This is a genomic window from Pseudomonas shirazensis, assembly GCF_014268785.2.
GTDB classification, from domain to species: Bacteria; Pseudomonadota; Gammaproteobacteria; order Pseudomonadales; family Pseudomonadaceae; genus Aquipseudomonas; species Aquipseudomonas shirazensis.
The window spans coordinates 1351561-1374982 of sequence record NZ_JABWRD020000001.1 but is presented as its reverse complement, the minus strand read 5'-3'; the positions used below and the strand labels follow the sequence as shown (position 1 = coordinate 1374982).

Sequence of the window (23422 nt, the reverse complement as noted above, 5' to 3'; positions counted from 1 at the left end):
CAGACTGTAGCGCAACCCTGGCCAGCAACTGTGCGGGTCACGAGCGGCAAAAAACCCTTATGCTGTTACGAAATATGTCTATAACAGTTTGGATAAGGACCTGATGATGCCGCTCAAGGACCTGTTGATCGCTCTAGTGGTGATCATCATCTGGGGAGTCAATTTCGTGGTGATCAAGGTAGGCCTCGATGGCTTGCCGCCGATGCTGTTGGGCGCCTTGCGCTTCTTGCTGGTGGCGTTCCCGGCCGTACTGCTGGTGAAGCGACCGAACCTGCCGTGGCGCTGGCTTATCGCCTATGGCGCGACGATCTCCCTGGGCCAGTTCGCCTTCTTGTTCCAGGCCATGCACAGCGGCATGCCGCCTGGGCTGGCGTCGCTGATCCTGCAGTCGCAGGCGTTCTTCACCCTAGGCTTTGCCGCGCTGTTTCTCGGCGAGCGCTTGCGCCCGGCCAGTGTCCTTGGCTTGCTGGTAGCGGCAGGCGGGCTTATGTTGATCGGCAGTGAGCACAGCAGCCATGTGCCGCTGATTGCGCTGTTGTTGACGCTATGTGGCGGTGCGATGTGGGGCATGGGCAACATCATCACGCGGCGCTTTGGCTCGGTGAATCTGGTGGCGCTGGTGGTGTGGGGCGGGTTGATTCCGCCGCTGCCGTTTCTGGCCTTGTCGTGGATGCTTGAGGGCCCCGAGCGAATCAGTCAGGCGTTGACCCATATCAGCTGGAGTTCAGTGGGCGCGCTGCTGTTTCTGGCGTATGCGGCAACCATGCTTGGCTACACCCTTTGGAGCACGCTGCTGTCGCGCCATCCGGCCGGCAAGGTTGCGCCGTTTTCATTGTTAGTGCCGGTAATCGGCCTGAGCTCATCGGCGTGGTTGCTGGGTGAGCGGCTCAGCGCTATTCAGGGCTGGGGCGCGCTGCTGGTAATGGTCGGCTTGTTGATCAATGTGTTTGGCAGTCGGCTGAGCCAGCGCCTGCGCGCGGCGCTTTGCTAAGATCGCTTCTTTTGCCCCGGCCATGCAGGCCGGGCAGCAGCAGGAGTATGTGCATGATCATCTCTACCACCAGCCAGCTCGATGGCCGTCCGATTGGTGAATACCTGGGCTTGGTCAGCGCCGAATCGGTGCAGGGGATCAACTTCGTCCGCGATTTCTTTGCGCGCTTTCGGGATTTCTTCGGGGGGCGTTCGCAGACCCTTGAAAGTGCATTGAAGCAAGCCCGCGAGCAGGCTACCGCTGAGTTGATCGCCCGCGCGCGGCAGATGAATGCCGATGCAGTGGTCGGCGTGGACTTCGAAATCAGCATGCCCTCGGTGCAGGGCGGCATGGTGGTGGTGTTCGCCACGGGTACTGCAGTCAGGCTCAGATAAGGCTAAGTGCCACTGGTCAGTTATGGGTTTTTCGCCCGAGCAGTCCGAGAATGACCGGCTAGTCTCAGTTCAACAGCCGGGCTTTATCGGGCAAGCGAGGGGCTTGCCGGCGCGGCTAACTGTGCAGGGAGTTGGGCGATGAGCGAAGCCTTTGTCGAAGACCTTAATGACGTGTTTCCGATCAACAATCAGGTGCGCTGCGGGCAAGCTGCGTTTCGCCTGGGTTTTGCCCATATGACCCTGGATGACTCCGAGCAGATGCAGCCGGTGGCGTTGCAGCGCTGCAAGAAAGGGCGGTTCACGCCGCGGATTCCGGCGCGCAAGTAAAACAGTGTCATTGGCAGCGTGCAGCGGTCCCAAGACAGGAATGCCTACAGGATTTTCGCCCAACGGCACGCTTATGATGAGCTTTGTTGATTTTGCGCAAGTTAACAGTGAGTTGCACTCGCAGATGTAACAATGCTGTGGTCTGCTTGCGCTGTACTTTCACAAAAGGAGGATTGACTGCAATGCGCATCAGGGAAGAAGCCTACCGGCATTGGGCCCAATCACAGCTGCCCAGCCGCAGCCATGAAGAACAACTCAGCGACGGTATTACCATTGACGTGCAGGTCCGCCTGTCACGGCTGGGCGCCACGCAGATGTTCATCGGCATGTACAGCGACAACGGCACAGCATTGCTGGAAGAGTACTATCCGACACGGCCCGGCGAGACGACTACGCGGGCGATGGTGTGGGGTGTCAACCGGGCGCGGGCCATGAGCCTTGACGCTGCGCCGCAGCCGCAGCGGCTACGCGCATGAAAAAGCCCGGCCTTTGCAGGCCGGGCTCAACACCACAATCAGGCCGCTCAGTTCAGTGGCTCGATCAGCTTGGCTACTTGCCGCTCACGGGCTGCAGGCCATTCCTGTTGCAGCGTTTCCAGCACGCGGCCAACGAACTCGGTGTCGGCTGCAGCCTTTTTGCCAACAAAGCCCTGGCCGCGACGGTAGACCCTGAAGCTGGCGCAGGTGCTGGGCAGGTGCGCTGCAAATTCGTCTTCAAGGCTGTTCGGCGGCAGACGATCAAGGCGAACCTCGCCAGTCTGGCTGATCCACAGCAGGTGATCGTCAAGGCTGTCCTTGCGTGCAGCGAACAGCTCGGCCAATTGGTCAACAGTCGGTTTGTCGTTCAAATTCATGTTCATCATAAAGCCCCTATTACCCGTCGTTTAGTGATTTCACACTTGGCGCTCTACACATGTAGCGCGCTACCAAGGCTGCTACCGCAGCGTTGCAACAGGGGCTTTTCACATGCTGCCTTTTGGACAGTTCCCTCTCCACGAACGCCTTGCGTTACCGCGCAAGCCGTCTGGACTACCCTTGCCACCGCTCCCGATCAGGGAGACGGCTTAATCATGCCCAACGCCGATCAACGGCGTCAACAGTTTTGTAGTGAATATTTTTCCTCACTACATAATGTCCGACAATCCATCAGTCACTGCCCGGAAAGGATCTGGTAGGCCGCTTCGACACGGGCTTCATTGGGGTAATTGCGGTTGGCAAGCAGGGCGATACCCAGGCCTTTGCTGGGGATAAATGCAACGTAGGCACCGAAGCCACTGGTTGACCCCGTCTTGTTGTACCAAGCGCCAGCGTCGGCGGGGCTGGCCGGGCTCAAGCGGGTTACAGCCTGCGGCTCGCGGACCATACCGGCACCGTTGCCCGCGAGTAGTGTGGGCAGAGTCACGGGATGAGGGTAGCGCTCCCAACCAAGGCCCTGAGTCATGCGGCCCACCTGAAAGTAACCTTGGTGGGTGAGGGCGATGGCTTGCTTGAGTGGTGCAGTCAATTGCTCGGGCTGTACCTGCACGCGCACATAGCGCAGCGCGTCGACGATCGTCGTCTTGATGCCGTAGGCCTCATCAGCGAAGGCGCCGGGCGTGACCCGTACTGGCCGCTGCTGAGCGTCATAACCCTGGGCGTACTGGCTGTGTGCGCTGGCAGGCACCTGCAGGTAGGTGTGGTTGAGGCCAAGCTTTGGCAGCAGCGACTCTTCCATCAACTTCGCGAAGGGCAGCTTCTGCGCGCGCGCTGCCAGGTCGCCAAACAAGCCGAGGCTGGGGTTGGAATAGCAGCGCTGCGTGCCTGGCGCAGCCTTGCGTTGCCATTGCTGGAGGAACACCAGCGCCTGGGCGTCGCTCTTGACGTCATCCGGGAACTGTAATGGCAGGCAGTCGGCGCTATACGCGCCCAGCTCCAGCAGGGTGGCCTGGCCCAAGGCCGTGTTGCTCAGCGCAGGTTGATAGCGGCTGGCTGGCGCGGCCAGATCGACTTTACCTTCGGCACTGGCCAGCGCCACCAGTGTCGCGGTGTAAGTCTTGCTCAACGACCCGACTTCAAACAGGGTCTCGCGGCTTACCGGCTGGTGGTCGACCTTGTTAGCTTCGCCATAGATAAAGATATGTTCTCGGCCATCGGCGAACACAGCAACTGCCATGCCTGGGATCGCGTGTTTTTCCATCAACGGTTTGATCACGGCATCGACCCGAGATTGCAGATCATCAGCAAGGCTGTGCGTACTGGCCAGCGAGCAGGTGAGGCCAAGCAGGGTGAGAAATGTGCGGGAAGTGAGCATGGGGATTCCTGTCTGCAGCGTACGCGGTGTCCGTTGCGCGACACTGGCGGGCGTTCCAGCGTTAGCGCAGATAAGCCGCAGACCTTATCGTCGTGCGCTGCACGATGACAACAAGGAATGAGTAATGAAGTACTTCCGCATGCTGTTCGACAACTTCACCCTGGCCCTGCTCGGCGTGGTGCTGATCGCTACGCTGCTGCCGTGCTCGGGCCAGGGTGCAGTGGTGTTCGGCTGGTTGACCAACCTGGCTATCGGCCTGCTGTTCTTCCTGCATGGGGCCAAGCTGTCGCGCGAGGCAATCATCAAGGGTGCTGGCCACTGGCGTCTGCACCTGCTGGTGTTCTCCTGCACCTTCGTCCTGTTTCCGCTGCTGGGGCTGGCGTTCAAGCCGCTGTTCGTGCCGTTGGTAGGCAACGAGCTATACCTGGGCGTGCTCTATTTGTGTGCCTTGCCGGCCACGGTGCAATCGGCAATCGCCTTTACCTCGCTGGCGCGCGGCAACGTCCCGGCTGCGATCTGCAGCGCAGCGGCTTCGAGCCTGCTGGGGATTTTCCTCACCCCGCTGCTGGTGATGTTGCTGCTGGGTGCCGACGGCAATACCGGCTCGGGCCTGGACGCGGTGCTGAAAATCACCCTGCAGTTGTTGGTGCCATTCGTGGCCGGCCAGATCGCTCGGCGCTGGATCGGCGACTGGGTCAAGCACAACGCGCGCTGGCTGAAGATCGTCGATCAGGGCTCGATTCTGCTGGTGGTCTACACCGCGTTCAGTGAAGCGGTTGTCACCGGGCTCTGGCACACGGTGTCGCCGCAACATCTGGCCGGCCTGTTCGCCGTGTGCGGGATACTGCTGGCGGTAGTGCTGTTGGGCGTGCGGGTGCTCGGCCGAGCGCTCGGCTTCAGTGTCGAAGACCGCATCACCATCCTGTTTGCCGGCTCGAAGAAAAGCCTGGCTACCGGTGTGCCCATGGCGCAGGTGCTGTTCGTCGGTAGCGGGATCGGCGCGATGATCCTGCCGTTGATGCTGTTCCATCAAATTCAATTGATGGTCTGTGCAGTGCTGGCCCAGCGTTACGCCAGCCGCAAGGAAGAGGTCGAGGGCGAAGCTGCATCATCCTGAACGTAACTGGCCGGGGCGCAGCCCCGGCACGTATTACTGGTTAATCCAGGTCTTGCGCAGAGTGACGCTCTGCAACCTGCGTGGCCTCATCGCCCCAGGTGCGGTTGACCCGCGTGCCGCGTTGTACTGCCGGGCGCTGGGCAATTTCTTCGGCCCAGCGTTGCACGTTGGGGTATTCCTCGACGGCGAGGAACTGCGCCGCGTCATACAGGTTGCCGCGCACCAACTGGCCGTACCAGGGCCATACGGCGATGTCAGCGATGCTGTACTCGTCGCCGCCCAGGTAAGGGCTTTCGGCCAGACGCCGCTCGAGAACATCCAGCTGACGCTTGGCTTCCATGGTGAAGCGGTTGATGGCGTACTCGATCTTCTCCGGCGCATACACATAGAAGTGGCCGAAGCCGCCGCCCAAGTAGGGTGCTGCGCCCATCTGCCAGAACAGCCAGTTGAGTGTCTCGGTTCGTGCGGCTGGGGCGCTCGGCAGCAGCGCACCGAACTTCTCTGCCAGATACAGCAGGATCGAGCCCGATTCAAACACCCGCACCGGTGGCTGTTGGCTGCAGTCAAGCAGTGCCGGGATCTTCGAGTTGGGGTTGACCGCCACAAAACCGCTGGAAAATTGCTCGCCCTCGCCAATGCGGATCAGCCAGGCGTCGTACTCGGCGCCGCTATGGCCGAGTGCCAATAATTCTTCAAGAAGAATGGTCACCTTGACGCCGTTGGGCGTCGCCAGCGAGTACAACTGCAGCGGCTGTTTGCCCTGTGGCAAGGCCTGCTCGTGGGTGGCGCCTGCCACCGGACGGTTGGTGCTGGAGAACTTGCCGGCATTGGCGGGCTCGTTGCGCCAGACCTTGGGCGGTACGTACTGTGGGTTGCTCACAAAGAAATCTCCTCAAATGCGCGGTTTCTGTTAAAAAGCTCTCCCATAGATCTATGCCACGGCGGTGTCGTTCAGGGCAAATGCCTTGTCGGCATGCCGTGCTGGCCCATGAATGGCAAACATGACCTAGAGTTAGCTGCAGCGCAGCGGGCATACGAGCGATTTATTGCAGTTTTTTCCCAACTATTCATATCCGCGGATGTCATTCAATGCGAAGTGAATGATCGATGGCATCTCAGCAAGTTTTCGGAGTTAACGGCATATGGCAGCACTGCAAGGCAGCACCCTGGAAGCGATCGTCGGCAATCAGCCACAGTTGCTCAATGATTGGCAGGCAGCGCTCGAAGCCAGTGGCGCTTCGCGTAACGTCAAAGAGCACGACCTGCGTCAGCAAAGCCGTGAGTTTCTGCAACTGATCGTAGATGGCTTGCGCCATGAGGGCAGTGCTAACCCAGCGGCTGCGGGCTGGGAAGAAACCCGCCGCTTCCTCGACAAACTCTCCGCCAGCCGTGCCCAGCTCGGCCAGGAGTCGCATCAGACTGCCTCGTTCATCTTTTCGCTGAAAGGCCCGCTGTTTGCGCTGCTGCAAACCCAGTACCGCGATCAGCCAGCCGAGCTTGCCGAACAACTGTGGCAAATTTCCGAGCTGTTCGATGCGTTTGGCCTGCACACCATCCGCACCTATCAAAAGACCCGTGAAGGAGTGATCAAGCGCCAGCAGGAAGAACTGCTCGAGCTGTCCACTCCAGTGGTCAAACTATGGGAAGGCGTGCTCGCGCTGCCATTGATCGGCACACTTGACTCGCACCGCAGCCAGACCGTCATGGAGTCGCTGCTGCAGCGCATTGTCGAGACCGGTTCGGAAATTGCCATCATCGACATCACCGGCGTGCCGACCGTGGACACACTGGTTGCTCAGCACCTGCTCAAGACCGTCACCGCAATCCGCCTGATGGGCGCTGATTGCATCATCAGTGGCGTGCGCCCGCAGATCGCCCAGACCATCGTGCACCTGGGCCTGGACCTGGGCACCCTGACCACCAAGTCGAACCTGGCCGATGCACTGAAACTCGCGCTCAAGCGCCTGGGCACCGACATCGGCGAGCGGGCGTAAACGATGGAGCGTATCCCGATCCTGCAGATGGGCCAGTTTTTGCTGGTGACCATCCAGGTAGACATGCATGACGAGCTGGCGCTGCGCCTGCAGGATGACCTGACCAGCCGCATCGACCAGACCAACGCCCGCGGCGTGCTGATCGATATCTCGGCGCTGGATATGGTCGATTCGTTCATCGGCCGCATGATCGCCACTATTTCCGGACTGTCGCGCATCCTTGACGCCGAGACGGTGCTGGTCGGCATGCAGCCTGCGGTCGCTATCACCCTGGTCGAACTGGGGCTGACCTTGCCCGGTGTCAGCACGGCACTGAACGTTGATCGCGGCATGCACCTACTGCGCCAGCGGGTAGGCCAGTCATGAACGTCCGCGATAGCGGCAGTCAACCGGTACGCATCGAGCAGGATGTGGTGCTGGCGCGTCAACTGGCGCGCAAGCTGGCCAGCGAATGCGGCATGCGCCTGGTCGACCTGACCAAGATGGTCACCGCTGTCAGCGAGCTGGCGCGTAACACCGTGGTGTATGGCGGTGGCGGCGACATGGACTGGGAGATCATCGACGGCCTTGGCCGGGTGGGTCTGCGTCTGGTGTTTCGTGACGAAGGTCCGGGTATCCCCGATACCAAACTGGCCCTGACCGATGGCTGGACCTCTGGCAATGGCATGGGTCTGGGCCTGACCGGGGCGCGCCGATTGGTCGACGAGTTCGAGTTGGATACCGTCCCAGGGCAAGGCACTCGGGTGACCATAACTCGATGGACATGACTTTTGCGGCCAGCCTGACCCAGGTGTTGACGCTCGATGACAGCAGCCAGGTGGGCCATGCTCGGCGCACCGTGCAAAAGCTTGCCGAAGACCACGGTTTTGATCAGGCCGACGCAGGCCGTGCGGCGCTGGTTGCCACCGAGCTTGCCAGCAATGTGCTCAAGCATGCCGAACGCGGCGAACTGCACCTGCGTGTCTTGCCGCATGGCGCGGCACATGCACTCGAGCTCTTGGCCATCGATCGAGGCCCTGGCTTTGACGTGCACGCCTGCCTGACGGACAGGTATTCCACAGCTGGTACCCAAGGCATCGGCCTGGGCGCGGTCAGCCGCCAGGCGCAGGTGTTCGATGTGTATGCGGACGAGCGCGGCGCGGCGGTGCTGGCGCGTTTGCATCGTCGCGATGTCAAGGGCGCCGACGTACGCATTGGCGTCAGTCAGCATTCACTGCACAACGATCCAGCCTGTGGCGACACCTGGTATGTCGCCCGCGATCATCAGCGCCTGAGTGCCCTGGTGGTCGATGGCCTCGGTCATGGCAGCGAGGCTGCCTCAGCCGCCCTGGCGGGCGCTACGGAATTTGCTCGAACCCCCTTCAGCGAACCCGAACAGTTGCTCGCCGAAATGCACCACGCCATGGGCGGCACGCGCGGCGGCGCGGCGGCGATTGCCCAGTATGACGCTGCAGCGGACAACCTGGCCTTTATCGGTATCGGCAACATCGGTGCGACGCTGGTAGGCGGCGAACGTCCGCGCGGGCTGACCTCGTATCCCGGCATCGTCGGCGGTCAATACCGCAAGGGTCAGGTGTTCAACTACGCTCAGGTACAGGGAAATCTGTTGATCATGTACAGCGACGGGCTGCAATCGCGTTGGAACCTGCAAGCCTACCCGGGCCTGGCCCCGCGCCACCCGGCGATCATCGCTGGGGTTCTGCACCGGGATTTTTGCCGCGGTCGTGATGATGTCACCGTATTGGTCATCGACCTGGAGGCTGCTTATGCCTGAACAGATTCCCGATTCGGCGGAGCAGGCCGCCCTCATCAGCCGCTTGCAAGCCGACAATGAAGCCTTGCGCGACGAGCTTGAAGAGACCAATCAGGGCGTGCTCGCACTGTATGCCGAGCTGGACGTGCAGGCTGAGCAATTGCGCCAGGCATCCGACCTCAAGAGCCGCTTCCTGGCCTACATGAGCCACGAATTCCGCACGCCGCTGGGCTCGATCCTGAGCATCACCAGCCTGCTCGCTGACGAAATCGACGGGCCGCTGAGCAAAGAACAGCAGTTGCAGGTCGGCTTCATCAGCTCGGCGACCCGCGAGCTCAGCGACATGGTCGACGACTTGCTCGACCTGGCCAAGATCGAGGCCGGGCGGATCAATATCTCGCCAGCCTGGTTCGATATGCTCGACCTGTTCGCCGCCTTGCGCGGGATGTTCCGGCCGATCGTCGACATGGGCGCGGTCGACCTGATCTTCGAAGAGCCGCAAGGCTTGCCGCAGCTGTATACCGATGACAAGAAGCTGGCGCAGATCCTGCGCAACTTCATTGCCAACGCCCTGAAATTTACCCTGCGCGGCGAGATCCGCGTGTCGGCCCGTCTGCACGGTACTGACCGCATCCGCTTTGCCGTCAGTGATTCGGGTATCGGTATTGCCTCGGAACTGCTCGGCGCCCTGTTCGAAGATTTCGCCCAGGTCGACTCGCCTTTGCAGAAACGCCTGCGCGGGACTGGCTTGGGCCTGTCCTTGTGTAAACGCTTCGCTGCGCTGTTGGGCGGAGAAGTGGGCGTAGAAAGTGAACCCGGGGTCGGCTCGACGTTCTTTGTAATCATCCCGCTTGCCATCGCCCAGGAGAGCGCCGATGAGCTCTGAGATCCGCCTGCTGATCGTCGACGACAACGCCACCACCCGTTACGCGCTGCGTCGGCGGCTGGCCCTGCACGGCTATCAGGTGCTCGAGGCAGGCACTGGCGGCGACGGCCTGGAGATGATCCGCAATGAACAGATCGATGCGTTGATCCTGGATGTGAACCTGCCGGACATGAGCGGTTTCGATGTCGTGCGCCTGTTGCGCGCCGATCCCGAGACGGCGTTGCTGCCGGTGATCCATGTCTCGGCTGCGTCGATCCTGACCGGCGACATCATTACCGGTCTTGAGGCCGGAGCCGATGCCTACCTGGTGCACCCGGTCGACCCGGATGTGCTGCAGGCGACTCTGCGCACCTTGCTGCGGGTGCGTGACACCGAGCGCGCCCTGCGTGAAAGCGAGGCGCGTTTTCGCGAGATATTCAGCAACGTGTCGGCGCCGATTGCAGTGCTGGATGCGCAGTTCAAAGTGCACGAGTGCAACCAGGCATTCGCCCAGCTGATTCAGGATAATCAGCAGCCTGAAGTGCTGCTGGAATGCTTCACCCCGGGCCAGGAACGTGCCCTGGCTGCCTTGCGGCGGCACCTGGCAGACGGCGAGCGCTGGCGCGGTACCTTGGGCATGACGGTGAGAGGCCAGTTGCGCGACACCGACTGGCAGTTGTCGCCATATCGCACCCCCGGCTTGTGCCTGGTGTTCGTTGAGGACGTCACCGAGCATCGCCACCGCGAGCGCTCGCACCTGGCCAAACTCGATGATGCCAACACCCAGCTGGCCCGCGAAGTGGCCCAGCGCGCCCGCACTGAAGCGCAGCTGCTGCAACTGCAGAAGATGGACGCTCTGGGCAGCCTGACTGGCGGTATCGCCCACGACTTCAACAACTTGCTGACCGGGATCATCACCAGCCTCGAGCTGATCCGTAAACGCGTCGGCGAAAACCGCTTGGAAAAGGTGCCCAACTATGCCGATGCGGCGCTGAGCTCGGCGATGAGCGCGGCCTCGCTGACTCATCGTCTGCTGGCCTTTGCGCGGCAGCAGCCGCTGGATACGCATCCGGTCGATGTCAACGAGCGCGTACGTTCGCTGCAAGAGCTGCTGACCCGCACCATCGGTGAACGCATCGATCTGCAGTTGCAGCTGAGCGAGTGCCCGGCGACTGCGCTGGTCGATCCGGTGCAACTGGAAAGCGCCGTGCTCAACCTGGTGATCAACGCCCGCGATGCGTTGATCAAGGGCGGGCATATCTGGGTCACTACCTCCGCAGTGGTGGCCAGTGCCGACCCCAATCTTCAGGATGGCGCTTACATCGCCGTGACGGTACGCGATGACGGCAGTGGTATCGCCCCGGACCTGCTGGAGAAGGTCTTCGACCCATTCTTCACCACCAAACCTTTGGGGCAGGGCACCGGCCTTGGTCTGTCGACCATCTACGGCTTCGCTCGCCAGTCCGGTGGCCATGTCGCGTTGCGCAGTGCCCAGGGGCAGGGCACGGAAGTGACCCTGCTGTTGCCTGCCAGCAACCGCGAAGCGGTCAGCGAGGCGCTGGTGGCCCACGTCGATCAAAGAGGCGCAGGTGAGCACGTGCTGATCGTCGAGGACATGGCTTCGGTACGCCTGTCGGTGGCTGAGGTGATGGCTGACGCTGGCTACCGCTATACCTTGGCGGAAACCATCGAGCAGGCGCTGGACCATCTGCGCAACGACAGCAGTATCGAACTGCTTCTCACCGATGTCGGTCTGCCAGGCATCAGCGGTCGCGAGCTGGCTGATATGGCCCGGGTTTACCGGCCAGGCTTACCGGTGCTGTTCATGACCGGCTACGCCGAGACCGCGCTGGATCGGCAGGCGTTTCTCGGCTCGGGCATGGATATGCTGATCAAGCCGTTCCAGATTGGCGAGCTGCTGGACAAGGTCCGTCGTTCCCTCGTGCGGGTCAGCCCAGACTGACCCTGGCTGCAGCCTGGCGAGCAGGGCTGCAGGTCAGATGGACAAACCCACCACCCGGCTATGCACGCTTTCCTCCTGATTGCGGCGCTTGTTCACCACCAGTTCGCCAATCGCGATCAAGCGGGTGCGCGTGACATTGCGCGACAGCCCCAGCAACTGCGCGGTATGCACCTGGTTGTAGTGACAGAAGTGATACGCCGAACGCAGCAGGGCGTTCTCGACTTTCTCGAACAACTCACCGGACTGCTCCTCAAACAGCCGGCTGAACGCTTGCTCCAGCAGCTCTTCTGCCGAACCAGCATGGCTGGCGGCGGCATCCTCCTGGCGCTCCAGGCGCAGGTTGGACATGCGCAGATCCTGCGCCTGGATTTCACCGTTGCCGCAGGTCAGCAGGCTGTGATGGATGACGTTTTCCAGCTCGCGAATATTGCCCGGCCAGCTGTATTCGACCAGCTTGGCCTGCGCGCGTGGGCTGAGCTCGACCGGGCCATAACCCAAGCGTTCGCTGTAGCGGCGGATGAAGTGGCGCACCAGCGGCATGATATCGCCGGGGCGATCGCGCAGAGGGTGCAGCGACAGCGTCACTACGCTCAGGCGATAGTACAGGTCTTCACGAAAATGCCCGGCATTGATGGCTTTTTCCAGCTGCACGTTGGTGGCTGCCAGCACCCGCACATTGATCGGGATGCTCTTGCGCGAGCCTAGCCTGACCACCTCGCGCTCCTGCAATACGCGCAGCAGCTTGACCTGGATCGGCAAGGGCAGGTCGCCGATCTCGTCGAGAAACAGCGTGCCGCCATTGGCTTCCTCGAACCAGCCGGCCTTGGCGGCGAGCGCGCCAGTAAAGGCACCTTTCTCGTGGCCGAACAACTCGGCCTCGACCAGCGACTCGGAAAACGCCCCGCAGTTGACCGCGATGAACGGCCCGTTGCGACGCCTGCTAAGGTCGTGGATATGGCGCGCCACCAACTCCTTGCCCGTGCCGGTCTCGCCGATGATCAGCACGCTGGCCTCACTTGGCGCAACCTGTTGCAAGTGGGCCAGCAGCGCCTGCGACCTGGGGTCTTCGAAGACCTGCGCAGTCGCCCGGATCGAGGTGGCCAGTGACGGTGACGGGGGGAGGGTGAGCAATTGCATGGGCGTGCCTTTAGGAATAGAAGGACGGGACAGGGCGCTTGCCGTTGAGAGCCCACTCGCCGAGCTCGTGGATGCGGTAATCCACGGGGTCGTGCAGGGTTTGCGTGCGCAGGTTGCGCCAATGCCGGTCGAAGCGCAGTGAGGCATGGGTGGCGCGGGCACCGGTGACTTCGAACAGGCGGTTGCAGATATCCAGGCCGTGGCGGGTTGCCGCGACCTTGGCGGTGCCGATGGCCAGGGCGAGGTCGCCGCGTTGCTCTGCACTCAACGCATGCTCCTGCTGCCAGGCAGCATCGAGCTGGTCGGCGGCGCGTTCGATCAGCAAGCGCACGCTTTCCAGGCCCACCCAGAACTCGCCATAATGGCGCAGCACATAAGGGTCTTCGCTGACCTGTGCCGCGCTGGAGCGGAACCAGGGGCGGCTTTCCTTGAGGCTGTACTGGCGCGCTTCTGCAAAGGCGCCTTCGGCGATGCCGAGGAACAGGTTGGCGAAGTGCAACTGAGCAATCAGCGGGCGCAATGCAGCGAATGGCGTGCTCAGCGGGCCAGGGTCGAGCAGTAGTTCGTCTTGCTCGACCCGCACCCGTTCGAAGGTGGCGCTGCCGCTGTCGGTCTGGCGTTGGCCAATGTTGTTCCAGTCGTTGTGCAGGCTGATGCCGGTGCGGGCGCTGGGGATGGCCGCGATCAATAGCTTGCCGCCGGCACGTTCGTCCACGGCCGAGGCGATCAGCATCTCAGAATCGCTGGCGCCGGAACAGAAGCTCTTTTGCCCGGAGAACTCGCACCAGCCGTCGAAGTGCTTGACCACGGTGCGGGTGTCCAGAGGGTTGAGGGCGTTGCCCCAGAACCAATGCTTGCGCGCCGTCTGCTCGAACCATGGTTGCCATTGCTCGGGCCGCGAGAACAGGCGCACGGTGGCCAGCATTAAGTGGTGGAAGCCGAACACATGGGCAATCGAGCTATCGACCCGGGCGAATTCGCGCACCACTTCGAGCGTTTCGCGCCAGTTGGCGCCCTGGCCGCCATAGGCGGTGGGGATGGTCAGCGCGAGCAGGCCACTGCTGCGCAGGGCGTCACGCTCGCGCTTGGGCGTGCCGCCGCGTTCGTCGCGCTCGACTGCGGTTTGAGCAAACTGCTCAGCCAGCTCGCGGGCAATGCCAAGGGCCGAAGAGCGAGCGGGGTGGGCAATACCGCCGGCCAGGGCAGCGTTGTCGAGCGGGTTGCTCATGTGCGAGTCTCCAGGTCAATTGAGTGGGGGACTTTGCTTGAGCAATCGTCGAGGCTGTTGGGGCTTGCTGTTGATGGGGTGCTGCGCTGCAGACAGTTGGCCAGCTGTTGGCGGCTGTACAGTGCAGACAGTTATAGAAGAACTGGGTTTATTTAAAAAGGAATAAGAAAGAATACTCTTATTCCTTTAAAGGGGTTCTGTATGCGTGGCCGTCTGCGCAGCGAGTCAGGAATGCGGCGAAGCGTGCTCACCACCGGCATATTCGGGCTTCAGATGGCCCTGGCTGTCCAGCAGCCAGGCATCCATCACCTCGCGCACCACCGGCCCGGCGACGCGGCCGCCGGCTTCGCCATTTTCGATCATCACCGCCACCACAATCGAGGGATGCTCGGCAGGGGCGAAACCGACGAACAAGGCATTGTCGCGGTGCCGCTCCAGGGTCTTGTTGCGGTCGTAGCGCTCGCCCTGACGAATCGCCACTACCTGCGCGGTACCGCTCTTGCCGGCAATCCGGTACTGGGCGCCAGCCGCCGAGGCGCGGGCGATGCCGCGCGGGTCGTGCATGACCATCTGCATGCCCTGGCTGACTTGGTCCCACGCGCGCTTGTCGTGCAGGACGATATCCGGCATCGGGTGCGGATCCCGCGGCGGCTCGCCACCAATGCTCCGGGCCAGGTGCGGGCGGTGCCACACGCCTTTGCTGGCGAGTAGGCTGGTGGCCTGGGCCAGCTGCAACGGGGTGACCTGCATGTAGCCCTGGCCAATCCCCAGGATCAGCGTTTCACCGGGGAACCACGCCTGACGGCGAGTCGCGCGCTTCCATTGCTGCGACGGCATCAGCCCGGCGGCTTCCTCGAACATGTCCAGGGAGACCTTCTGGCCGAGGCCGAACTCGGCCATGTAGTCATGCAGGCGGTCGATGCCCAGCTTGTGCGCGAGGTCATAGAAGTAGGTGTCGTTGGAGCGCATGATCGCGGTGTACATGTCTACCCAGCCATCGCCGCTGCGGTTCCAGTTGCGGTACTTGTGGTCGTAGTTGGGCAGCTCGTAGTAGCCGGGGTCGAACACCCGGTTGGCGGGCGTCATTACGCCGCTGTCGAGGCCGGCGATGGCCACCTCCGGTTTGATCGTCGAACCCGGCGCATACAAACCGCGCAGCACCCGATTGAACAGCGGCCGGTCGATCGAATCGCGCAGCGCGGCGTATTGCTTGAAGCTGATGCCTTTGACGAACAGGTTAGGATCAAAGCTTGGGTTGCTGACCATCGCCAGCACATCGCCGGTGGCGGGGTCGAGCGCCACCACCGAGCCACGGCGATCGCCCAGGGCTTTTTCGGCGGCCTGCTGCAGCTGCACGTCAAGGCTGAGGATGATGTCCTTGCCCGGGATCGGGTCCTGATGGCGGAGCACGCGCATGACCCGGCCCTGGGCGTTGGTCTCGACCTCTTCGTAGCCGACATGGCCGTGCAACCGATCCTCGTAGAAGCGCTCGACGCCAGTCTTGCCGATCGACTGGGTACCGCGGTACTCGGTGCTGTCGAGGGTCTTGGCTTCCTTCTCGTTGATCCGGCCGACATAGCCCACCGAGTGCGCAAAGTGCTCATTGAGCGGGTACTCACGGATAAACTGCGGCTCTACATCAAGCCCCGGCAGGCGGAACTGATTGACGGCAATCAGAGCGATCTGTTCTTCGCTCAGGCCCACCATCAAGGTCACCGGTTCGAACGGTTTACGCCCACGGCGCAGATCCTTGTTGAACTGCTGACGGTCGTCGTCGGCCAGGCCGAGGATCTGCGTCAGGCTGTCGAGCACCTTGGCTGAATCGCCAGCGCGCTCGCGGGTCATGGTCAGGTTGAAGCTGGGCTTGTTGTCGGCCAGCACGACGCCGTTGCGGTCGTAGATCAAGCCGCGCTCGGGCGCGATCGGCAGGACGTGGACGCGGTTGTTTTCGGAAACGGCGCTCTGCTGGTCGTGCTGCAGCACTTGCAGCACGTACAGGCGAGCGATCAGCACCGCAACGAGGCTGCAGGTCAGCACGGCGCAGACCAACAGGCGGCGGTTGACCAGCTGCTTTTCCTGTTCGTGATCCTTGAGGGGGATGGGTTGGGGCATGCGCGTTCTTCGGGGTGGAGAGGTCACCGGGTCGGCAATGCTACGCAAGCACCCGCTGCTGCTCAAGCAAACCGCCCCCGGCGAGCCTGCCCGGATGGCCCGTCAGCCCCGGCAGCACTGAGCCGCAGCCTTGCATGAATATTCATTCATGTGACTCATCAGGGCACGGCTTGCTGCACTGCTACTGCATGGCGTGCTCGTCTGATCGAGGCCTCTTGCAACAGGGTCATCACCCGGTATCGGACTTCTGCCCCAGGTGGCGACAGCGCACTGGGTCAGCCACCTGACATCATGGCGCTGGCGGAGCTGTTCCAGGTGTTGCCACAGCTGTTTGGTGTCGGCTAAGTCGAGCTTGGCCTGGCCTTGAGCGTCTTTAACACCGCCAAGGGTGTGTACCGAAAAAGCCTTGCCCATGTGCGCCGGGTCGATGCCTTGCGCAAGCGCCTCTGCTGCTCAAGTCAATGCTGCGCTGAGCAGCGCCGTTGGGCACGCATGTTAATCAGCTTGTGGTCGCGTCTGGCAGTCCGATTTCAGCCGAATAACCAGACCACTCCGGGCTTGGCGGCAGGCTTATTGGCTTCTCAAAGCCTTGGCCAAACAAGACATGGCCGTCTCGATTTCATGCTCGGTCAGGGACGAGTAACCTAGCAGCCAGCCTTGCTGCTTGTGCTCGCCCGCGTAGAGCCGGCTCAGGCCAGGCAACTGCACGCCGGCGCTGGCCGCTACGCGGATGGTGTCCTGCTCGCTCCAGCCCGCCTCGAGCAGGCAGGGAATCTGCAGCCCGCCTTGCGGGTGCAGGGCGGTGGCAATGCCTGGCAGGTACCTGGCGATGGCATCGAGCATGTACAGGCGGCGCCGGCTGTAGAGTTTGCGCATGGCGCGCACGTGGGCGTTGTAATGGCCGTCTTCCATGAAGCGCGCCAGGGTCAGTTGCAGGATCTGCGGGGTATGCCCGTCGATGATGCTGCGGGCGCAGGCAAACGGCTGCACCAGTTGTTCGGGCAGGATCATGTAGCCCATGCGCAGGCCGGGGAACAGGGTCTTGCTGAAGGTGCCGAGGTAGATCGTGCGCTGGTAGCGGTCCAGCCCCTGCATGCAGGCGGTGGGCAGCCCGTCGTAGTGAAACTCGCTGTCGTAGTCGTCCTCGATGATCCATTTGCCGTGCTCGGCCGCCCAGCCGAGCAGCTCCAGCCGGCGCGCCAGCGGCAGGGTGGCGCCGGTGGGGTATTGATGCGACGGCGTCACGTACAGGCAATTGGCACCGCTGCGATCGGCACGCAGCAGGTCGATGCGCACGCCTTGTTCATCGACGTCGATCGGCACGACCTTGGCCTCGGCCGCTTCGAAAGCTTTTTTCGCGCCAAAATAGCCGGGGTTCTCCAGCAGGATGGGTTTGCCCGCGTCTACCAGCAACTGCGCGCACAGGAACAACGCTTGGCGGGTACTGCTCAGCACCAGAATTTGCTCGGGCTTGCAGTTGGCGCCGCGCTCAAGGTTGAGGTACGTGGCGATGGCCTTGCGCAGCGGCTCGGCACCCTGCGGGTCACCATGCAGCAAGACGTTGGCGCGGTAGTCCTTCATGACCTGGCGTTGCAGGCGCTCCCAGGTCTCAGTGGGGAAGCTGCGGGTTTCCGGCAGGCCTGTAGCGAAGGCCTTGATCGCCTGCTGGTCATGGATGCCGCCGCTGGCGAGGATCTGCTGGCCGCGCTGGCTCAGCCCGGCCGCTTGCGTGGCGGCTTGAGCACGGCGTGCGTTGCGTTGTTGCATGCGCCGGCGAACGGCGCCATGCAACTCGCTGCCCAGGGTTTGCGCGACGTAGCTGCCGGCGCCGCCGCGGCGGTTGATGTAGCCATCGCGCTGCAACTGCACATAGGCGTTTTCGACGGTGTCGCGGGCCACGCCGAGCGAGCGCGCCAGCACTCGCGTGGCGGGCAGCTTCAGGCCGGCACTCAGCGAGCCTTCGAGAATCAGTGCACGCAGTGCGCGCTGGATCCGCTGGTGCAGATCGAGAGTGACAAATTCGCTGTCGGCCAAGCGCATCTGCAGGGTTTCGAGTTCGAACGTTTTTGCCATGTGGTCTGCCCTGACTGCATGAATTGGCCTGAAGCGGCAGGCCAGTCTATCCGTAGACTCTGCGCCTCGCCACTGCCTGGAGCTTGTTTACCATGTCACTCAATGCCTCTCGCTGGTCGCTGCGCCCGAGCGATCTGCTGCACCCGATCATTGCCGGTCTGGTATCGGTCATCGTCAACTATGGCGGCACCTTCATCCTGGTGTTCCAGGCGGCCAAGGTGGCCGGCCTTAGCCCTGAGCTGACGGCCTCGTGGGTCTGGTCGGTGTCCATTGGCGTGGGCATTACCGGGATGTACCTGAGCTGGCGCTATCGCGCACCGATCATCACCGCCTGGTCGACCCCGGCTGCGGCGTTTCTGGTCGTCGCGCTGGCAACTACGCCTTATGCCGAAGCGGTAGGCGCCTACATGGTCTGTGCCGCGGCCTTCGTGCTGCTGGGCTGTTCCGGCTGGTTCGACAAGGTCATCGCGTTGATTCCACCAGGAGTAGCAGCAGGGCTGCTGGCCGGGATTCTGCTGCAGTTTGGCATTGGTGCGTTCAGCAGCGTCAGCATCGATCCGCTGCTGGCCGGGCTGCTGATCGCCTGCTACCTGCTGCTCAAGCGCTTTACTGCGCGCTATGCAGTGGCCGGCATTTTGCTGCTGGGGTTGAGCTTTTTGCTGGTGCAGGGCCGGCTTGACCTGTCCGGCCTGCACTGGCAACTGACCGAGCCGGTGTTCACCGCGCCGCAGTTCTCGCTCAATGCGCTGCTGAGCGTGGCCCTGCCGTTATTTCTGATCACCCTGACCGGGCAGTACATGCCGGGCATGCTGGTGCTGCGCAACGATGGCTACGACACTAGCGCCAGCCCCATCGTGACGGTGACCGGGCTGGGTTCGCTGTTGATGGCGCCATTCGGCTCGCATGCATTCAACCTGGCGGCGATCACCGCGGCCATCTGCACCGGCAAGGAAGCCCACGAACAGCCGTCAAAGCGCTGGATCGCCGGCATTGCCGCTGGTTTGCTGTATGTGTTGGTAGGGGTGTTCGGGGCGACCCTGGCGGCGCTGTTCATGGCCTTGCCGGCAAGCTTCATCACCACCCTGGCCGGGCTGGCCTTGCTGGGCACCATCGGCGGCAGCCTGGCCAGCGCGACCGCCGATGCGAAAACCCGTGAAGCGGCGTTGATCACCTTTCTGGCCGCTGCCGCCAACATTACCTTGCTGGGTATCGGCGGTGCGTTCTGGGGCTTGCTGATTGGTCTTGCTGCGCATGCGCTGCTTAATGGCTTCAACAAAGCCGATGCGCCCGCGCGGGTCAGCAATCCAGCTGCTACGCGTTGAGAGCTTGCCAGCCGAGCTCCGCCTCGCAGCGGCGCTTGGCTGTGAGCAGATTCAACTGCTCAGGATGCATCGATCCAGATGGTTTTAAGCTCGGTGTACTGATCATGCGCCCAGATCGACTTGTCACGACCGCCAAACCCGGACTGCTTGTAGCCGCCGAACGGCGTCGAGGCATCGCCTTCGCCGAAGCAGTTGACGGTCACCACGCCCGCGTGGATTTCCCGTGACAAGCGCAGCGCATTACGCAGGCTGCCGGTGTAGGCTGAGGCCGCCAGGCCATAGACGGTGTCGTTGGCCAGCTCGATGGCTTCGTCCAGGCTGGCAAAGCTGGTGACGCTTAGCACTGGGCCAAAGATCTCTTCGATGAACAGCGGGCTGTCCCGGCCAACGCCATCGACGATGGTCGGCTGCACGAACACGCCGGCTTGTGTTGCGCCGCCTTGGACCACTTGCAGGTTGTGCTCGGCAACGTAATCGAGATAACTGCGCACCTTGTCGAAATGCGCTTTGCTGACCATCGCACCTAGCCGGTTCTGCGGATCGAGCGGGTCGCCCAGTTGCCAGTTGTGCAACTGCTTGCCAATCAGGCTCAGCAGCTCGTCCTTGACGTCTTCATGAACGATCAACCGCGAGGTTGCCGAACAGTTCTCACCCATGTTCCAGAACGCACCGGCAGTGACGTACTCGGCGACCTGCTCGAGGTCTTCGCAGTCATTCATCACCACCGCCGGGTTTTTCCCGCCCAGCTCCAGCACCACGCGCTTGAGGTTGGACTCGGAGGCATATTTCAGGAATAGCCGGCCGGTGTCGGTCGAACCGGTGAAGCTGACCATGGCAACGTCCATGTGCCGACCAATCGGCTCGCCAGCCTCGCGGCCGCCACCTGGGGTCACGTTGAATACCCCAGCCGGTACGCCGGCCTGATGCGCCAGCTCGGCGACGCGCAGAGCGGTGAGGGTTGTTTCCTTGGCCGGCTTGACCACGATCGAGCACCCCGCGGCCAGCGAGGGACCGATTTTCCAGGCCAGCATCAGCAACGGGAAGTTCCACGGCAGCACCAGGCCGACCACACCGATTGCTTCGCGCACAACCAGGGTCACCGCGCCATGCCCGGTCGGTGCAGTGCTGTCGTAGACCTTGTCGATCAGCTCGGCGTGCCAGCGCAAAGTGTTGATGGTTTCTGGCACATCGACTGTCTGGCATTCGCTGACCGGTTTGCCGCTGTCCAGGCTTTCGAGAACAGCCAGCTCATGGGCATTGTCTTCCAGCAGTTGTGCAAAGCGCAGCAGCACTTGTTTGCGTGCAGCTGGTGCTTGCTTGTGCCAGCGGCCATCGGCGAATGCAGCCTTGGCGGCGGCAACGGCGATATCTACGTCGCGGCTATCACAAGAGGCGATTTCAGCAAGGGTGGCGCCGGTCGCAGGGTTGCTGGTAACGAAGGTGTTGCCGCTCTGGGCTGCGCAGAAGCGCCCGTCGATGAACGCCTGGGTGCGGTATTGCATGTCCGCCGCGATCGCGGCGTACTCTTCTTTGCTCAGCAACTCGCTCATCTCAGACTCCTCCAGTAATTTGTGCAACAGCGCGCTTGAGGCTCGCAACGACATCTTTCAGCTCGGCTTTTTCGCTGTCTTGCAGGCCTTTCAGTGGAGCTCGAACACCGCCTGTGCGCAGGCCATTGAGCTCGCAGCCGTACTTGATCGACTGCACGAACTTGCCGCCTTCGAGGAAGTCCATTAACGGCATCATCGCCGCCATGATCTGCCGACCTTTGACGAAATTGTTTTCGATCACGCAGGCCTGGTACAACGCCACATGCTCACGCGGGATGAAGTTGGAGCCGGCACAGACCCAGCTGCGCGCGCCCCAGGCGAAGAATTCGAGGGCCTGATCGTCCCAGCCGCAAGACAGGGCGATGTGTGGCAGCTTGGTCGCCAGGCGGTGCAGTTGCGCCATGTCGCCGGAGCTTTCCTTGATGGCGACGATGTTGCGGCAACCCGCCAGCGCGTCGAACAGCTCCGGGCCCATGTGCACACCCATGCGCGCTGGATAGTTGTAGAGCATGATCGGCAAGCCCGCGGCGCGGTCGACTGCGAGGACGTGCTCGGCGACTTCCTGCTGAGTCGGCAGGGCATACGGTGGCGAGCCGACCAGCAGGGCGTCGGCCTTGATCGCCTTGGCCGCTTCAGCGTAGGCCACCGAGTCTTCGGTGCGGATAGCGCCGGTGCCAACGATCAAGGGCAGGCGCCCGTGCAAAACATCCTTGGCCTGCGCCGCCAGGTCGAAGCGCTCCTGAGCGGTGTGAGCGTAATACTCGCCCGTGGAGCCGCCGATGATGATGCCGTGGACCTTGGCCTCGACCAGGTATTCGAGGACCTCGGCGAAGGCGGCCTTGTCGATGTTGCCGTCTGCGTCCAGAGGGGTGATGGCCGGGGTATAGATGCCTTCGAACTTCATTGATGGTGCTCCAGGTAGTTTCACTAGCGGTAAGACGACGCGGGCCGATACGGCCAGCGCAGCGTGCGGTATCAGCCAAGCGCGGCGGCTTGCTGCAGGTTGAGCGAACGTGTTTCCGGCGCCAGCAGCCACGACAGCAGCAACCCGATCAGGGTGATCAGTGCCGCGATGTACATGGTTTGGGCGATGCCCAGGGTGTCCAGCGAGATAGGCACGAGGTAGGTACCGACGGCCGCACCGATGCGCGAGAACGAGGTGCCGACCCCTACTGCAAATGCGCGGATTTCAGTGGGGAACAGCTCATTCGGGTACACCAGCGTGAGCACTTGGGCGCCGCCGATGAACAAGGCGTAGATGGCAAAGAACAACAGGATCCAGAGCCCGGCACTGGCGTGGAACAGGCCCAGGCAGAGCAGCGCCAGGCCGGAGAACAGAAAGCTGTAGAGCAACATGCTGCGCCGGCCGATGCGGTTGATGATGCGCGTGGCAATCACGCAGCCAGCGACGAAGAACAGGGTGATCAGGATTGAGCCGATCGAGGCGCTGTCGCCTTGGACGTTCAGCGCAGCCAGCACTTTGGGGGCGAACGCATACACCGCGAACAGCGGGATGATGCAGCAGGTCCAGAACACGATGACGAACAGCATCCGCGCGCCGTAGCCGGCATACAGCAGGTTCCAGATGGTGACCTTGAAACGGGTTTCCTGTTCCGGCAGGTTCTTTAGCCCGAACTCGCTGCCGTAGACCTTTTTGATCACCGCTTCAGCTTCGGTTGTGCGGCCCTTGCTCAGCAACCAGCGCGGCGATTCCGGGGTGCCCAGGCGCACCAGCAGCAGGGCCAGGCCAATCACCGCGGAGCTTGCCAGCACCCAACGCCAGGCCTGATCACCGCCCAGGCGCAGGATGACCTCGCCGACCATGTAAGCGGTGGCGGCGCCTGCGAACCACAGGATGGTCAGCATGGCCAGGCGAGGGCCGCGGTATTTCTTCGGCATGAACTCCACCAGCAACGAGGTCGCCACCGGATACTCGATGCCTACGGCGATGCCGATCACCAGGCGCAGCAAAAAAATGCTCAGTGCGCTGTCTGCCCAGAACTGCGCCGCCGAGGCCAGCACGAACAATACCGGGCCAACGAAGAACAGCCGCCGCCTGCCGAGGCGATCGGTCAGCCAACCGCCGAGAAAGCCACCGAAGAATATCCCGATCAAGGCAGAGGCTGCGATCAAGCCTTCCCACAGCGTGGTCATGGCCAGTGCACTGGAGATATGTGCCAGGGCCACGCCGATTATGCTGAGCACATAGCCATCGACGAACGAGCCGCCTCCGGAGCGCCAGGTGAGCAGTTTGTGGAACGGGTTGAGCGGGACGTCTTCAACTGAGAGAGCAAGGCTTGTCATTGTTGTTCCTGATCATGCGTGTT

The 23422-nt window shown here is 62.3% G+C and carries 22 protein-coding genes; 12 read left to right on the top strand and 10 right to left on the bottom strand.

Annotated elements, in window-relative coordinates; translation table 11 throughout:
* The first annotated feature begins 106 nt into the window (after positions 1-106).
* The 4 genes from HU736_RS05925 (at position 107) to HU736_RS05910 (ending at position 2168) form a co-directional block, all read left to right on the top strand.
* A complete protein-coding gene (locus HU736_RS05925; protein ID WP_103437587.1) occupies positions 107-991 on the top strand; it encodes an EamA family transporter in 885 nt (294 codons plus the stop codon).
* Between the two features lie 53 nt (positions 992-1044).
* Complete coding sequence (locus HU736_RS05920) at positions 1045-1365, top strand: YbjQ family protein (RefSeq protein ID WP_101319930.1); 321 nt, start codon at positions 1045-1047, stop codon at positions 1363-1365.
* Between the two features lie 138 nt (positions 1366-1503).
* The gene (locus HU736_RS05915; protein ID WP_101319928.1) at positions 1504-1692 is read left to right on the top strand and encodes a hypothetical protein; all 189 of its coding nucleotides are present in this window, start codon (positions 1504-1506) and stop codon (positions 1690-1692) included.
* A gap of 182 nt (positions 1693-1874) precedes the next feature.
* Positions 1875-2168, top strand: a complete 294-nt coding sequence (locus HU736_RS05910; RefSeq protein WP_186700937.1) for a hypothetical protein — start codon at positions 1875-1877, stop codon at positions 2166-2168.
* Between the two features lie 47 nt (positions 2169-2215).
* Here HU736_RS05910 and HU736_RS05905 read toward each other — a convergent pair whose 3' ends face one another.
* On the bottom strand, positions 2216-2545 hold the full coding sequence (locus HU736_RS05905; RefSeq protein WP_186701008.1) for a hypothetical protein: 330 nt from the start codon (positions 2543-2545) through the stop codon (positions 2216-2218).
* 296 nt (positions 2546-2841) lie between these two features.
* Positions 2842-3981, bottom strand: a complete 1140-nt coding sequence (gene ampC, locus HU736_RS05900; RefSeq protein WP_186700938.1) for a class C beta-lactamase — start codon at positions 3979-3981, stop codon at positions 2842-2844.
* Between the two features lie 124 nt (positions 3982-4105).
* Here ampC and HU736_RS05895 point away from each other — a divergent pair, with 124 nt between their 5' ends.
* Positions 4106-5098 (top strand): bile acid:sodium symporter family protein, encoded by a 993-nt coding sequence (locus HU736_RS05895; RefSeq protein ID WP_186700939.1) that lies wholly within the window; start codon positions 4106-4108, stop codon positions 5096-5098.
* Positions 5099-5138: 40 nt separating this feature from the next.
* Here the strand turns inward: HU736_RS05895 and yghU are convergent, their stop codons facing one another.
* Positions 5139-5978: a glutathione-dependent disulfide-bond oxidoreductase gene (gene yghU / locus HU736_RS05890; RefSeq protein ID WP_186700940.1), complete on the bottom strand. Its 840-nt coding sequence runs from the start codon at positions 5976-5978 to the stop codon at positions 5139-5141.
* Between the two features lie 262 nt (positions 5979-6240).
* On the opposite strand from yghU, the gene HU736_RS05885 reads away from it, so the two are divergent.
* From HU736_RS05885 to HU736_RS05860, 6 genes are read left to right on the top strand one after another with little or no spacing between them, the layout of a single operon-like run.
* Positions 6241-7092 carry an STAS domain-containing protein gene (locus tag HU736_RS05885; protein WP_186700941.1) on the top strand — a complete coding sequence of 284 codons (852 nt, stop codon included), beginning with the start codon at positions 6241-6243 and terminating at the stop codon, positions 7090-7092.
* A gap of 3 nt (positions 7093-7095) precedes the next feature.
* Positions 7096-7458: an STAS domain-containing protein gene (locus HU736_RS05880; protein WP_101319914.1), complete on the top strand. Its 363-nt coding sequence runs from the start codon at positions 7096-7098 to the stop codon at positions 7456-7458.
* Positions 7455-7859, top strand: coding sequence for an anti-sigma regulatory factor (locus HU736_RS05875; protein WP_186700942.1), 405 nt, complete (start codon positions 7455-7457; stop codon positions 7857-7859). The genes HU736_RS05880 and HU736_RS05875 overlap by 4 nt, the downstream gene beginning before the upstream one ends.
* A complete protein-coding gene (locus tag HU736_RS05870; RefSeq protein WP_437180449.1) occupies positions 7850-8866 on the top strand; it encodes an ATP-binding protein in 1017 nt (338 codons plus the stop codon). Before HU736_RS05875 ends, HU736_RS05870 begins: the two co-directional genes overlap by 10 nt.
* Positions 8859-9731, top strand: a complete 873-nt coding sequence (locus HU736_RS05865) for a sensor histidine kinase (RefSeq protein ID WP_103437580.1) — start codon at positions 8859-8861, stop codon at positions 9729-9731. The genes HU736_RS05870 and HU736_RS05865 overlap by 8 nt, the downstream gene beginning before the upstream one ends.
* Positions 9721-11673: a PAS domain-containing hybrid sensor histidine kinase/response regulator gene (locus tag HU736_RS05860; protein ID WP_186700943.1), complete on the top strand. Its 1953-nt coding sequence runs from the start codon at positions 9721-9723 to the stop codon at positions 11671-11673. Before HU736_RS05865 ends, HU736_RS05860 begins: the two co-directional genes overlap by 11 nt.
* 33 nt (positions 11674-11706) lie before the next feature.
* On the opposite strand, the gene HU736_RS05855 is transcribed toward HU736_RS05860, so the two are convergent.
* The 4 genes from HU736_RS05855 to pdxR form a co-directional block, all read right to left on the bottom strand.
* Positions 11707-12810, bottom strand: a complete 1104-nt coding sequence (locus tag HU736_RS05855; RefSeq protein WP_103437578.1) for a sigma-54 interaction domain-containing protein — start codon at positions 12808-12810, stop codon at positions 11707-11709.
* A 10-nt stretch (positions 12811-12820) separates the two neighbouring features.
* Positions 12821-14038, bottom strand: coding sequence for an acyl-CoA dehydrogenase family protein (locus tag HU736_RS05850; protein WP_150572412.1), 1218 nt, complete (start codon positions 14036-14038; stop codon positions 12821-12823).
* A 225-nt stretch (positions 14039-14263) separates the two neighbouring features.
* Complete coding sequence (mrdA, locus tag HU736_RS05845) at positions 14264-16150, bottom strand: penicillin-binding protein 2 (protein ID WP_186700944.1); 1887 nt, start codon at positions 16148-16150, stop codon at positions 14264-14266.
* A gap of 570 nt (positions 16151-16720) precedes the next feature.
* On the bottom strand, positions 16721-18223 hold the full coding sequence (gene pdxR / locus HU736_RS05840) for a MocR-like pyridoxine biosynthesis transcription factor PdxR (RefSeq protein WP_186700945.1): 1503 nt from the start codon (positions 18221-18223) through the stop codon (positions 16721-16723).
* Between the two features lie 92 nt (positions 18224-18315).
* Between pdxR and HU736_RS05835 the strand changes: the two genes are divergently transcribed.
* Positions 18316-19545 carry a benzoate/H(+) symporter BenE family transporter gene (locus HU736_RS05835; RefSeq protein ID WP_186700946.1) on the top strand — a complete coding sequence of 410 codons (1230 nt, stop codon included), beginning with the start codon at positions 18316-18318 and terminating at the stop codon, positions 19543-19545.
* 59 nt (positions 19546-19604) lie between these two features.
* Here HU736_RS05835 and HU736_RS05830 read toward each other — a convergent pair whose 3' ends face one another.
* The 3 genes from HU736_RS05830 to HU736_RS05820 all read right to left on the bottom strand — a co-directional run bounded on the left by HU736_RS05830 (position 19605) and on the right by HU736_RS05820 (position 23399).
* Entirely contained in the window at positions 19605-21095 is a 1491-nt protein-coding gene (locus HU736_RS05830; protein WP_186700947.1) for an aldehyde dehydrogenase, read from the bottom strand.
* Position 21096: 1 nt separating this feature from the next.
* Positions 21097-21999: a dihydrodipicolinate synthase family protein gene (locus HU736_RS05825; RefSeq protein WP_186700948.1), complete on the bottom strand. Its 903-nt coding sequence runs from the start codon at positions 21997-21999 to the stop codon at positions 21097-21099.
* Positions 22000-22070: 71 nt separating this feature from the next.
* Positions 22071-23399, bottom strand: coding sequence for an MFS transporter (locus tag HU736_RS05820; RefSeq protein WP_186700949.1), 1329 nt, complete (start codon positions 23397-23399; stop codon positions 22071-22073).
* Positions 23400-23422 lie beyond the last annotated feature (23 nt).

Bases quoted from the DNA above. Each gene is read 5' to 3' on its own strand.
- HU736_RS05925 (WP_103437587.1), top strand. From the start codon at position 107: ATGCCGCTCAAGGACCTGTTGATCGCTCTAGTGGTGATCATCATCTGG.
- HU736_RS05920 (WP_101319930.1), top strand. From the start codon at position 1,045: ATGATCATCTCTACCACCAGCCAGCTCGATGGCCGTCCGATTGGTGAA.
- HU736_RS05915 (WP_101319928.1), top strand. From the start codon at position 1,504: ATGAGCGAAGCCTTTGTCGAAGACCTTAATGACGTGTTTCCGATCAAC.
- HU736_RS05910 (WP_186700937.1), top strand. From the start codon at position 1,875: ATGCGCATCAGGGAAGAAGCCTACCGGCATTGGGCCCAATCACAGCTG.
- HU736_RS05905 (WP_186701008.1), bottom strand. From the start codon at position 2,545: ATGAATTTGAACGACAAACCGACTGTTGACCAATTGGCCGAGCTGTTC.
- ampC (WP_186700938.1), bottom strand. From the start codon at position 3,981: ATGCTCACTTCCCGCACATTTCTCACCCTGCTTGGCCTCACCTGCTCG.
- HU736_RS05895 (WP_186700939.1), top strand. From the start codon at position 4,106: ATGAAGTACTTCCGCATGCTGTTCGACAACTTCACCCTGGCCCTGCTC.
- HU736_RS05885 (WP_186700941.1), top strand. From the start codon at position 6,241: ATGGCAGCACTGCAAGGCAGCACCCTGGAAGCGATCGTCGGCAATCAG.
- HU736_RS05880 (WP_101319914.1), top strand. From the start codon at position 7,096: ATGGAGCGTATCCCGATCCTGCAGATGGGCCAGTTTTTGCTGGTGACC.
- HU736_RS05875 (WP_186700942.1), top strand. From the start codon at position 7,455: ATGAACGTCCGCGATAGCGGCAGTCAACCGGTACGCATCGAGCAGGAT.
- HU736_RS05870 (WP_437180449.1), top strand. From the start codon at position 7,850: ATGGACATGACTTTTGCGGCCAGCCTGACCCAGGTGTTGACGCTCGAT.
- HU736_RS05865 (WP_103437580.1), top strand. From the start codon at position 8,859: ATGCCTGAACAGATTCCCGATTCGGCGGAGCAGGCCGCCCTCATCAGC.
- HU736_RS05860 (WP_186700943.1), top strand. From the start codon at position 9,721: ATGAGCTCTGAGATCCGCCTGCTGATCGTCGACGACAACGCCACCACC.
- HU736_RS05855 (WP_103437578.1), bottom strand. From the start codon at position 12,810: ATGCAATTGCTCACCCTCCCCCCGTCACCGTCACTGGCCACCTCGATC.
- HU736_RS05850 (WP_150572412.1), bottom strand. From the start codon at position 14,038: ATGAGCAACCCGCTCGACAACGCTGCCCTGGCCGGCGGTATTGCCCAC.
- mrdA (WP_186700944.1), bottom strand. From the start codon at position 16,150: ATGCCCCAACCCATCCCCCTCAAGGATCACGAACAGGAAAAGCAGCTG.
- pdxR (WP_186700945.1), bottom strand. From the start codon at position 18,223: ATGGCAAAAACGTTCGAACTCGAAACCCTGCAGATGCGCTTGGCCGAC.
- HU736_RS05835 (WP_186700946.1), top strand. From the start codon at position 18,316: ATGTCACTCAATGCCTCTCGCTGGTCGCTGCGCCCGAGCGATCTGCTG.
- HU736_RS05830 (WP_186700947.1), bottom strand. From the start codon at position 21,095: ATGAGCGAGTTGCTGAGCAAAGAAGAGTACGCCGCGATCGCGGCGGAC.
- HU736_RS05825 (WP_186700948.1), bottom strand. From the start codon at position 21,999: ATGAAGTTCGAAGGCATCTATACCCCGGCCATCACCCCTCTGGACGCA.
- HU736_RS05820 (WP_186700949.1), bottom strand. From the start codon at position 23,399: ATGACAAGCCTTGCTCTCTCAGTTGAAGACGTCCCGCTCAACCCGTTC.